The organism is Brevundimonas sp. ALps5 (assembly GCF_058681645.1).
The window spans coordinates 3,121,113-3,132,299 of the sequence record NZ_CM178744.1; the positions used below are offsets into that span (position 1 = coordinate 3,121,113).

Below are 11,187 nucleotides of genomic sequence, written 5' to 3' on the forward strand. Positions count from 1 at the left end.
CTACAGTTACTGGGTGTCCGAGGATGCTACGCCGTCGGCTGCATCGGCGGAGCGCGCGGATGGCGGTCGTTCGTTCACCGAATTGGGAGCGCCGTCGTCATCTTGACCGGGCCGAGCGACATGGTGGAGTTTATCTCCTGGACGGTTGGAAGCGTCAGCAATCGGCCGAAAACCAGCTCGCGGTAGTCCTCGACATCGCGGGTGATGATCCGCAGCAGGAAATCGAACGGCCCCATCGTCGGGTGGATTTCCAGCACCTCGGGGATGCGAGAAACCGCCTCGATAAACTCGTTGAGATTGGTCCGACCGTGCGCGGAGAGCTTGACGTTGGCGAAGACGTTGGTGCGCAGTCCCAGCTTCTCCGGCGACAATCGGGTGACCTGGTCGACGATGAACCCATCCTCGCGCAGGCGCGTAAGCCGCCTCCAGCAGGGCGACTGTGACATGCCGACCCTTTCGGCAAGTTCGGCGGTGGTCATGGGCGCGTTGCGCTGCACCACGTCGAGGATTCGCAAATCCATGTCGTCGAGAATGTTCGTCAAGGCTGTGCTGATCCTCATGGCTCGGGCTTGATGGAGGCAACCATCGTAACCCTGACTTTGAGGGATTTGGGGAACAAAATGTCGAAAATGCAACCACAAACGCATTGGCGAATGCGTTTTGGCGAGCAAATCATTTCACATAGACATGACGTGTTCTGATATCAGACGATAAGGTGGCGAGGTCTCATCAGTTCGGTCCCCCAATGAAGAACCGTTTCCCCCTTCGACTGCATATTCCGGAACCCGCAGCGCGCCCCGGCGATGCGCCCGCCTTCGACCGGTCATTGATCCCCGAACCCGGAGACACGCGCCGACCCGAGACGACGGCGATTGAAGCCGATATGCGCGACCTGCCCTATGGGCTGGTTCGGGTTCTCAATGACGCCGGCGAGGCCTCCGGACCCTGGAATCCTGGCCTTGCTGTCGAGACCCTTCTGGCGGGGCTGCGGGCCATGCTGTTGACCCGGGCCTTCGACGAGCGGCTGTTCCGGGCCCACCGTCAGGGCAAGACCAGCTTCTATATGAAGTCGACCGGCGAGGAGGCGATCGGCGCGGCCCAGTCGCTGTTCCTCGACCGCGACGACATGTGTTTCCCGACCTATCGGGTACTGAGCTGGCTGATGGCGCGGGACTATCCGCTGATCGACCTGTGCAACCAGATCTTCTCCAACGAGAAAGACCCGCTGAAGGGCCGGCAGTTGCCGATCCTGTATTCGGCGCGGAAATACGGCTTCTATTCCCTGTCGGGCAATGTCGGCAGCCGGTTCGGCCATGCGGTGGGATGGGCCATGGCCTCGGCGTTCAAGGGCGGGGATTCCATCGCGCTTGCCTACATCGGCGAGGGCACGACGGCCGAGGGGGACTTCCACGAGGCGCTCACGTTCGCCAGCGTCTACAAGGCGCCGGTCATCCTGTGCGTGACCAACAACCAGTGGGCCATCTCGAGCTTCTCCGGCATCGCCGGCGCCAATGAGACGACCTTCGCGGCCAAGGCGTTGGCTTACGGATTGCCGGGTCTGCGGGTCGACGGCAACGACTTCCTGGCCATCTGGGCGGCGACCGAATGGGCGGCGGAGCGGGCGCGGCAGAACCTCGGCGCGACCCTGATCGAGCTCTATACCTATCGGGCGTCGGGCCATTCGACCTCGGACGATCCGACCAAATACCGGCCCGCCGACGAGGCCGAGGCCTGGCCCCTGGGCGATCCGGTCGAGCGGTTGAAGACCCATCTGATCGGCCTCGGCGCCTGGGACGAGGACCGGCACGCGGCCCTGATGGCCGAGCTCGACGCCGAGGTGCGGGCGGCGGTCAAGGAGGCCGAAGCCGTCGGCACGCTCGGCAAGTCCAAGCCCAGCGTGAAGGAGATGTTCGAGGGCGTCTTCAAGGACCCCGACTGGCGCGTCACCGAACAACGCCGCGAACTGGGGATCTGACGCCATGCCGACCATGAACATGATCCAGGCGCTGAACTCGGCGCTCGACGTGATGCTGACCGAGGACCCCGACACCCTGATCTTCGGCGAGGACGTCGGCTATTTCGGCGGCGTCTTCCGCGTGACCGACGGCCTGCAGAAGAAGCACGGCCTGACCCGCTGTTTCGACGCCCCGATCTCGGAGGGCGGCATCATCGCCACCGCCATCGGCATGGGGGCGTTCGGCCTCAGGCCCATCCCCGAGATTCAGTTCGCCGACTATATCCTGCCCGCGTTCGACCAGCTGGTGTCGGAGGCGGCAAGGCTGCGCTACCGCTCCAACGGCGAGTTCTGGGCTCCCATCACGGTGCGGTCCCCCTATGGCGGCGGCATCTTCGGGGGGCAGACGCACAGCCAGAGCCCGGAAGCGATCTTCGCCCACATCACCGGCCTGAAAACCGTGATCCCTTCCAACCCCTATGACGCCAAGGGGATGCTGATCGCCGCTATCGAGGACGATGATCCTGTGATCTTCCTGGAGCCCAAAAGGCTCTACAACGGGCCGTTCGACGGGCGGCACGAACAGGCGCTGAAGACCTGGGCGGGCGATCCGATGGCCGAGGTTCCGGCCGAACGCTACACGGTCCCGCTGGGCAAGGCCGCAACCGTGCGCGAGGGGACCGAGGCGACTGTTTTGGCCTACGGCACGATGGTTCATGTCGCGCTGGCGGGAATCGAGGACAGCGGCGTCGACGCCGAACTGATCGACCTGCGCTCCATCGTGCCGCTGGACGTCGACGCCATCGTCGCCTCGGTGAAGAAGACTGGGCGATGCGTGATCCTGCACGAGGCGTCGCGGTTCGGCGGCTTCGGCGGCGAGTTGTCGGCCCTGGTTCAGGAGCGGTGCTTCTATCACCTGAAAAGCGCGGTGCAGCGGGTCGCGGGGTGGGACACGCCGTATCCGCACGCCTTCGAGTGGGACTATTTCCCCGGCCCGGCGCGGCTGGCGGCGGCGCTCAAGCGCGCGATGGAGGACTAGGTCATGGGCCTCTACCAGTTTCGTCTGCCGGACGTCGGCGAAGGCGTCGCCGAAGCCGAGATCGTCGCCTGGCTGGTCAAGGTCGGCGACGTCGTCGAGGAAGACCAGAACATCGCCGAGGTCATGACCGACAAGGCCACGGTCGAGATCAGCTCACCGGTCGCGGGCGTGGTCATCGCGATCCACGGCGAGGTCGGCGGCGCGCTGCCGGTCGGCGCCGTCCTGGTCGAGTTCGAGAGCGAGGAGGGGAGTGACGTGGCCGCGCCCGTCACTCCGGCCGCATCGGCTCCGTTCGAGGCCGTTCCAACCGTTCCGGTAGCGGCTCCCGCGCCGGCCCCTTCCGCTCCAGCCGCGCCGGCGAAGTCGACGTCTCCGGCGACCGCACCCCGGCCGGCTTCATCCGGACGCGCGGCGGGCGAAGCGCCGCTTGCCGCCCCGTCGACGCGTCGGCGCGCCCTCGACCTGGGCGTGTCGCTGATCCAGGTGCCCGGCACCGGCCCCGCCGGCCGGATCACCCCGGACGATCTCGAGGCCTATCTGGTCGCGGACGGCAAGCTGGCGCAGGGCGGCTCCTCGCGGGTCGCGCGCACCGGGGTCAACGACACCCGCATCATCGGCCTGCGTCGCAAGATCGCCGAGAAGATGCAGGAGGCCAAGCGCCGCATTCCGCACATCAACTATGTCGAGGAATGCGATCTGACCGAGCTGGAGTCGCTGCGGCTCGACCTCAACGAACACCGGACCGGCGATCAGCCCAAACTGACCCTGCTGCCCTTCATCATGCGGGCGATGGCGAAGGCGCTGCCAGACTTCCCGCAAGTCAACGCCCTGTACGATGATGACAACGGCGTGCTGCATGCGCATGAAGGCGTTCACATCGGCATCGCCACCCAGACGCCGAACGGACTGATCGTGCCCGTCGTGCGCCATGTCGAGGCGCTGGATATCTGGGAATGCGCCCGCGAGGTCGCGCGTCTGGCGAAGGCCGTGCGCGACGGGACGGCGGGGCGGGACGAGCTGTCGGGCTCGACCATTACCCTGACCAGCATGGGGCCTCTGGGCGGGATCGTCTCGACGCCGGTCATCAATCACCCCGAGGTGGCGATCCTCAATCCCAACAAACTGGTTACCCGGCCGGTGATCGACGGGTCGTTCGTCACGGTGCGCAAGATGATGAACCTGTCCTCGGCCTTCGATCACCGCATCGTCGACGGCTACGACGCCGCCCTGTTCGTGCAGCGCGTGAAGCGGCTGCTGGAACACCCCGCCCTGATCTTCATGGACTGATGCGATGACCGAGACCCTGAGACCGAAGGTCCTCGTCGTCGGCGGGGGACCGGGCGGCTATGTCGCCGCCATTCGCGCCGGCCAGTTGGGGCTGGATACGGTGCTGGTCGAAAGCGGCCGGCTGGGCGGCACCTGTCTGACGCGCGGCTGTATCCCGTCCAAGGCCCTGATCCATGCGGCGGGTCTGTATGAAGAGGCCGTGCTGGCCGCGGGCGAGACCGGGCGGTTCGGCATCCATCTCGGCCAGACGCCGGAGCTGCGTTTCAGCGAGACGGTCGGCTGGAAGGACGGCATCGTCGATCGGCTGAGCGGCGGGGTCGGCGGTCTGCTGCGCAAGGCGAAGGTGAAGACCTTGACCGGCTGGGCGACCTTTTCGGACGCCAAGACCTGTGTCGTCGAGAGCGACGACGGCGTCGTCACCATCCGGCCCGAGCACGTGATCCTCGCGACGGGATCGACGGCGGTGGAGCTGCCGTTCCTGCCGTTCGGCGACAGGGTCATCTCCTCGACCGAGGCCCTGTCGCTGGCCGAGGTCCCGGCGACCCTGGCGGTTGTCGGGGGCGGCTATATCGGGCTGGAGCTCGGCATCGCCTACGCAAAGCTGGGATCGAAGGTGACGATCGTCGAGGCGATGGATCGCATCCTGCCGCTGTATGACGCCGCTTTGACGGCGCCGGTTTCGCGCTGGCTCGAGAAACATGGGGTCACGGTTCACCTCGGCGCCAAGGCGCTCGGGCAGGACGACGAAGGCCTGCTGATCAAGACGGCGGGCGGCCAGAGCCGGCTGACGGTTCCGGCCGAACGCATCCTCGTCACCGTGGGACGCCAGCCGCTGACGGAGGGCTGGGGGCTGGAGCAGATGGCGCTGGCCATGGACGGGCGGTTCGTGAAGATCGACGACCGCTGCGCGACCTCGACGACCAATGTCTGGGCCATCGGCGATCTGGTTGGCGAGCCGATGCTGGCGCACAAGGCTTCGGCCCAGGGCGAGATGGCCGCCGAAATCATCGCGGGTCATCGCCGCCGGTTCGATCCGGTCGCCATCGCCGCGGTCTGTTTCACCGAGCCGGAGATCGTCAGCGTCGGCCTGACGCCAGATCAGGCGCCGGAAGGCGTCGAGACCGTCGTCGGCCAGTTTCCGTTCCAGGCCAATGGCCGGGCCCTGTCGATGCAGGCGGGCGACGACGGCGGCTTCGTGCGGGTGCTGGCGCGCAAATCGGACCACAGAATTCTCGGCATCCAGGCGGTGGGGCGCCACTGTTCCGAGTTCGCGGGCGAGTTCGCGACATTGATGGAGATGGGCGCCGTGCTCGAAGATGTGGCAGGGACCATCCATGTCCATCCGACCCTCGGCGAGGCGATCCATGAAAGCGCGCTCAAGGCTCTGGGACACGCGATCCACATCTGAATGGCCAGAGGCGACATGAGCACGATCATCATCGGGGCGGGGCACGGCGGGGGAACGGCGGCGGCCCTGCTGCGTCAGAACGGCTATGAGGGCGCGATCACCCTGATCGGCGAGGAGCCCCATCCGCCCTATCAACGGCCGCCGTTGTCCAAGGGCTGGCTGAAGGGCGAGATCGAAGGCGACGGCCTGCTGCTGCGGCCCCGTGACTGGTACGCCGAGGCGAACATCGACCTCAGAACCTCGACGCGGGTCGTGCAGATCGACCGGGCGACAAAGACGGTGACCCTGTCGACTGACGAGCTCCTGCCTTACGACAAACTGATTATCGCTACCGGCGCACGGGCTCGAAAGCTGGTGCTGCCGGGCAGCGATCTGGACGGCTTCCTCGAACTGCGGACTATCGAGGACGCCGAGGCGATCAAGGCCTGGTTCAAGCCGGGCTTCCGACTGGCCATCATCGGCGGCGGCTATGTCGGGCTGGAGGTCGCGGCCTCGGCCCGGAAACTGGGGGCCGAGGTCGATGTGCTGGAGCGCGAGGACCGGCTGCTGGCGCGCGTCGCCGGGCCGGTGCTGTCGACCTTCTTCCGCGAGGTTCACGAGGCGCAGGGCGTCCGTTTCCACTTCGACGCCGTGGTTGAGGGGTTCGAGGGGCTGGACGGACAGGTGTCGGGCATTCGGCTGGCCGGCCAGCCGGTCCTGCATTGCGACGCGGTGCTCGTCGGCATCGGCGCCATCCCCAATGACGACCTGGCGAAGGCGGCCGGGCTGGTGTGCGACAACGGCGTGGTCGTGGACGGTCAGGCGCGGACCTCGGACCCGGACATTTTCGCGCTCGGAGACATGACCCAGCGGCCGATGGCGCTCTATGACCGGTCGGTGCGCCTGGAGAGCGTGCCCAATGCCCTGGAGCAGGCGCGTCAGGCCGCTGCGGCGATCTGCGGCAAGCCGGAGCCGAAGCCCGAGACGCCGTGGTTCTGGTCCGACCAGTACGACCTCAAACTCCAGATCGGCGGCATGCCGTTCGACGTGGACCAGATCGTGGTGCGCGGCGATCCGGCGACGCGGAAATTCGCGGTCTTCCATCTGTCCGAAGGCCGGGTTCAGGCGGTCGAGGCGATCAACTCCCCGCCGGAGTTCATGGTCGGACGGCAATGGCTGGCGTCACGGCGCGAGGTCGATCCAGTCCGGCTGGCGGATGTTTCGATACCCATCAAGGAAGTCTGACCCATGAAAATCGGCGTGAGCGGCGCCAGCGGCAAGCTGGGCGCAGGCGTTCTGGACCATCTCGGCAAGCGGTCAGGGATCGAACTCGTCGGAGTATCGCGCACGCCGTCCCCTACCGCAGGATACGAGACCCGCTTCGGCGACTACGACACGCCTGAGAGTCTGGACGCCGCCTATGCGGGGCTGGATCGCCTGTTGATCATCCCGACGGTGGCCCTCGCGCCCGGCCAGCGCGCGCAGCAGAACCTGGCCGCTATCGATGCGGCGAACCGGGCCGGGGTGGGGCATGTGGTCTTCATGTCGTCGGCGGGCACGCGGGCGCGGCAGGAACCCGACGTCTGGGCCTCCTATTTCGCCGCCGAACAGCACCTGATGCGCACCGCCCGGACCTGGAGCGTGCTGAGGATGAACTATTACGCCGAGTCCTTCGCGGACGAGGCGAAGGCGGCCCTGGCGCAGGGGGCGCTGGTGGGGCTGGGCGAGAACCGGGTCGCCTTCGTCTCCCGCGACGATCTCGCCGCCGCCGCCGCAGGGCTGCTGGCCGGGGAGGGGCACGGCGGCGCGATCTATACGGGAACCGGTCCCCGGACATGGTCGGGCGCCGGGCGGGCCGAACTGGCCGCGAAACTCGGCGGCAAGCCCTTGAGCCATGTGGTCCTGACGCGGGACGCCCTGCAGACCAAATTCCTCGAGGCCGGTCTGCCGGCCCATATCGTCGAGGTCGTCCTGTCGATCCGCGCGGGGTTCGTCGCGGGCGGGTTCGACATCGTCACGGGCGACATCGAAATGCTGTCGGGGCGGACGCCGCGTTCGCTGGAGGATGTCCTGACCGAGGCGTTCCGGAACGCCTAGCCGCCGGATACGTCGGACGGGGCGGAGACATACTCCGCGATCTGGGCCTGATGCCGCTCGAAATGATCGGGGCGGCGTTCGACCCAGACGCCCTTCGCCGTCGCCCGGTCGCGGGGATCGCCATCGAGCCTGAGGGCGCCGGACATTGTCAGCCGTCGCCCTTCGCGCGCCACGATCCGGACCGCCACCGTCAGGGGCTGCTCGACCGGAACCGGCATCAGGAAGTCCACCGTCAGGGTCGCCGTGACGGTGAGCAGGCCTTTGTGGGTCAGGAACCGCCCCAGGGCGTCATCGAACACGCCGCTGATCCAGCCGCCGTGAGCTACGTCGGGACCTCCCTGAAAGTCGGCAGGGCAAGTCAGCCGAAGGATGGCTTCGTCAGGTCCCGTCGCGGTGAAATCATCGGCATTGAAGCGACAATTCCGTCCGCCGACGCGACAACCCCGGCAAAGGGACACATGATCGTTCATCCGGCTTGTCGATCCCTGTTGTCGTCGCGGCAGGCTATTCGGATCGCCACACTGGCGCCAGAATGAAATTCTGGTGGCGAGTGAGCTGCGAATTGCCCGCATTTCGCTTCGCGGCGGTTTCTGGTAGGGAATCAAGCGTTGCGACGGCGTTTCGCCGGGAGTGGAGAGCGTATGGCGCGGTTGCAGGCCCGGAAGGTCAACTCTGAGGACGCCGAATTCGATGACCTCGAGTCAGGCGACGCCGGCGGAGACGCGTCCGAAAAGACCGTGATCGTAAAGCCGGCCGCCAATGCGATCCGAATCCTCAAATATCTGGTCGAAACAGGCGGGCCTGCGCGGTCCGTGACGATCTCACGCAGCCTCGGCATCAACGCCAGCACCTGTTTCAACATTCTCAGGACCCTGGTGATCGAGGGGGTCGTCGAGTTCGACGCGATGGCCAAGACCTATTCGGTCGGCGTCGGCCTGATGACCCTGGTCGGCAATCTGCTGACCGAGGGCCAAAGGGTGGCGGCCGCTGTGCCCCACATGCGCGACATCGCCACGCGGTTCAACGTGACGGTCACCCTGTGGAAGCCGCTCGGGCATGACAAGATCGTCCTCGTGAAGAGCGTGGCGAGCCCTGCCGATGTTCGTATCGAGATGGCCGAAGGTCAGCGCCTGCCGATCATGATGGGCGCGACAGGCCGCGTCCTCGCTCCGCATCTGGGAATGACCAAAAAGGACCTGAAGGTCGCGTTCAAGACGCTGCGGTGGCAGACGCCGTTGACCTTCGAGGACTATTGGGACCAGGTCGAGGCCGCCGAGAAGCGCGGATGGTCGAGCGACGAAGGCTATTTCACCCGGGGGGTCCAGACGATCGCGGCGCCTGTTCTGGATCGCAACGGGGAGGTGGCTTTCACCGTGACCGGCGTGATGCTGATCGGTCAGCACGACGCAGCGGCGATCGCGGAGATCGGGTCGGCGCTTCAGGCCGCCGGCGAACGGTTGAGCCGCGCCCTGACCTGATGATCAGCGCGGGCCGAGGCCCGCGAAGGTTTTCCAGTCGGCCGGTGGGGTCTCGTCCGGCGCAAAATCCAGTTCGACCTCGACGCCGTTGGGGTCGTACAGGAACATCTGCCACAGGCTGAACGGCCGGGGCGTGCGGATGACGCGGTAGGCGATGCCTGCGGCGGTCACGCGCTCCGCCAGGCCGACGAAGTCGCGGGCGAAGAAGGCCATGTGATCCAGTACGCCGCGCCGCGGTTCGGGCATGCGTTCCGTCTCGACGACATGAAGCGCCGGGTGGTCGCCGATGTAGAGCCAGGCGCCGCCCACGCCGAAGTCCGGCCGGGCGCCGCTGGACAGGCCCAGCCGTTCGTAGAAGGCGATCGTCTGCGCCAGCTGGTCCGTGACGATCGTGAAATGGTCCATTCGCCGGATCATGTGCCGCCCGTCCCGATTTGCGTTCGCCGGAGAAAATCGTGGTTCCGCCGTTTCAGCGGTGGACCTGAAAATCGTTCTTGATATAGAATGGTATTCTGAAAAGGCGAGGCCGATTGGTCAACGCCTTCCTGGGCGGCCTCATTTCGCCCGACCATGGAGGAGCAAGCATGACCGCCGATGACATGATCCTTGTGAGCGTGGACGACCACGTCATCGAACCCCCCGGCGCCTTCGACCGCCATTGGCCCGAACGGCTCAAGGGGCGGCAGCCCCATATCGAGCAACGCGACGGCCGGGACGTCTGGATGTTCGAGGAAAAGGCCGCCGGCTACATGGGGCTCAACTCCGTCGTCGGCCGCCCGAAAGAAGAGTACGGCATGGAGCCGCTCAACTACGAGCAGATGCGGCGCGGCACCTGGGACATCAAGGCGCGCGTCGAGGACATGGACGCCAACGGCATCCTGGGCTCGATCTGCTTCCCGACCTTCCCCGGCTTCGCCGGCGCCCGGTTCCAGAACGCCTCGAAACAGGACCCGGACGTCGCCCTGGCCGCGATCCGCGCCTACAATGACTGGCACTGCTATGACTGGGCCGGAGCCGCGCCCGGGCGCTTCATCCCGCTGATGCTGACGCCCTTCTGGGACATGCAGGCTGCGGTGGCCGAGGTGAAGCGGATGGCGGCCCTGGGCGTTCACGCGCTGTCGTTCTCCGACAATCCCGCGCTCAGCGGCTGGCCGTCGCTGCACGATCCGTACTGGGATCCGCTCTGGAAGGTCTGCGCCGACAACCAGGTGGTCATCTGCTGTCACATCGGCACCGGTTCCGCCGCCGCGCATGCTTCGGACCTTTCGCCCATCGACGCCTGGATCACCTCGATGCCGATCTCGATCGCCAACTCGGCGGCCGACTGGATCTGGGGGCCGATGTGGAAGAAGTATCCGACCCTGAAGATGGCTTTGTCGGAAGGCGGCATCGGCTGGATCCCCTATCTGCTGGAACGGGCCGACTTCACCCACGGCCACCACAAGGCCTGGACCAACTCGAACTTCGGCCCGGGGGTCATGCCCAGCGACGTCTACAAGAAGCACATCATCAGCTGCTTCATTGAGGACAAGTTCGGCCTCGCCAACCTCGACTACATCGGCGAGGACATGGTCATGTACGAATGCGACTATCCGCACTCGGACTCGGTCTGGCCGCACTCGGCCGAGAAGCTGTGGGCCGACGTCCAGCATCTGTCGCGCGAAACCATCGACAAGATCACCCACATCAATGCGATGCGGGAGTTTTCCTATGACCCGTTCTCGGTGCTCAAGAAGGAAGATTGCACCGTCGGCGCCCTGAAGGCGGCGGCGGCGGCGGTTCCGGTTCACACCGATCCGCTGCTCAACCTCGGCGGCGCGGCGCCCAAGCGGGAGGCCGGCAAGCCGGTGACCTCGGGCGACATCAACCGGATGTTCGAAAACGCCTCGGCGGAATCGACGGTCTCGGGCCGCCGCTAGAGCCGACAGAGAACAAGGACGCCCGC

11 protein-coding genes are annotated in these 11,187 nt (G+C 66.2%); 8 read left to right on the plus strand and 3 right to left on the minus strand.

From position 1 onward, the window contains the following. Positions 1 to 74 precede the first annotated feature (74 nt). Positions 75 to 542: an Lrp/AsnC family transcriptional regulator gene (locus tag ACW172_RS14790; RefSeq protein WP_492032197.1), complete on the minus strand. Its 468-nt coding sequence runs from the start codon at positions 540 to 542 to the stop codon at positions 75 to 77. A 203-nt stretch (positions 543 to 745) separates the two neighbouring features. Here ACW172_RS14790 and ACW172_RS14795 point away from each other — a divergent pair, with 203 nt between their 5' ends. The 6 genes from ACW172_RS14795 to ACW172_RS14820 are packed head-to-tail and all read left to right on the plus strand — an operon-like array spanning position 746 to position 7,764. Further along, positions 746 to 1,975 carry a thiamine pyrophosphate-dependent enzyme gene (locus ACW172_RS14795; protein WP_492032198.1) on the plus strand — a complete coding sequence of 410 codons (1,230 nt, stop codon included), beginning with the start codon at positions 746 to 748 and terminating at the stop codon, positions 1,973 to 1,975. Between the two features lie 4 nt (positions 1,976 to 1,979). Beyond that, the gene (locus tag ACW172_RS14800) at positions 1,980 to 2,993 is read left to right on the plus strand and encodes an alpha-ketoacid dehydrogenase subunit beta (protein WP_492032199.1); all 1,014 of its coding nucleotides are present in this window, start codon (positions 1,980 to 1,982) and stop codon (positions 2,991 to 2,993) included. A gap of 3 nt (positions 2,994 to 2,996) precedes the next feature. Continuing rightward, on the plus strand, positions 2,997 to 4,280 hold the full coding sequence (locus tag ACW172_RS14805; RefSeq protein ID WP_492032200.1) for a dihydrolipoamide acetyltransferase family protein: 1,284 nt from the start codon (positions 2,997 to 2,999) through the stop codon (positions 4,278 to 4,280). Between the two features lie 4 nt (positions 4,281 to 4,284). Then, positions 4,285 to 5,688, plus strand: a complete 1,404-nt coding sequence (gene lpdA, locus ACW172_RS14810) for a dihydrolipoyl dehydrogenase (RefSeq protein WP_492032201.1) — start codon at positions 4,285 to 4,287, stop codon at positions 5,686 to 5,688. Between the two features lie 15 nt (positions 5,689 to 5,703). Further along, positions 5,704 to 6,912 carry an NAD(P)/FAD-dependent oxidoreductase gene (locus tag ACW172_RS14815; RefSeq protein ID WP_492032202.1) on the plus strand — a complete coding sequence of 403 codons (1,209 nt, stop codon included), beginning with the start codon at positions 5,704 to 5,706 and terminating at the stop codon, positions 6,910 to 6,912. Positions 6,913 to 6,915: 3 nt separating this feature from the next. Next, on the plus strand, positions 6,916 to 7,764 hold the full coding sequence (locus tag ACW172_RS14820; RefSeq protein WP_492032203.1) for an NAD(P)H-binding protein: 849 nt from the start codon (positions 6,916 to 6,918) through the stop codon (positions 7,762 to 7,764). On the opposite strand, the gene ACW172_RS14825 is transcribed toward ACW172_RS14820, so the two are convergent. Further along, positions 7,761 to 8,063 carry a hotdog domain-containing protein gene (locus tag ACW172_RS14825; RefSeq protein ID WP_492032204.1) on the minus strand — a complete coding sequence of 101 codons (303 nt, stop codon included), beginning with the start codon at positions 8,061 to 8,063 and terminating at the stop codon, positions 7,761 to 7,763. The genes ACW172_RS14820 and ACW172_RS14825 overlap by 4 nt on opposite strands. Before the next feature lie 438 nt (positions 8,064 to 8,501). On the opposite strand from ACW172_RS14825, the gene ACW172_RS14830 reads away from it, so the two are divergent. Then, positions 8,502 to 9,242 (plus strand): IclR family transcriptional regulator, encoded by a 741-nt coding sequence (locus tag ACW172_RS14830; protein WP_492032205.1) that lies wholly within the window; start codon positions 8,502 to 8,504, stop codon positions 9,240 to 9,242. A gap of 3 nt (positions 9,243 to 9,245) precedes the next feature. Here ACW172_RS14830 and ACW172_RS14835 read toward each other — a convergent pair whose 3' ends face one another. Next, on the minus strand, positions 9,246 to 9,647 hold the full coding sequence (locus ACW172_RS14835) for a VOC family protein (protein WP_492032206.1): 402 nt from the start codon (positions 9,645 to 9,647) through the stop codon (positions 9,246 to 9,248). 179 nt (positions 9,648 to 9,826) lie between these two features. On the opposite strand from ACW172_RS14835, the gene ACW172_RS14840 reads away from it, so the two are divergent. Then, the gene (locus ACW172_RS14840) at positions 9,827 to 11,161 is read left to right on the plus strand and encodes an amidohydrolase family protein (protein ID WP_492032207.1); all 1,335 of its coding nucleotides are present in this window, start codon (positions 9,827 to 9,829) and stop codon (positions 11,159 to 11,161) included. Positions 11,162 to 11,187 lie beyond the last annotated feature (26 nt).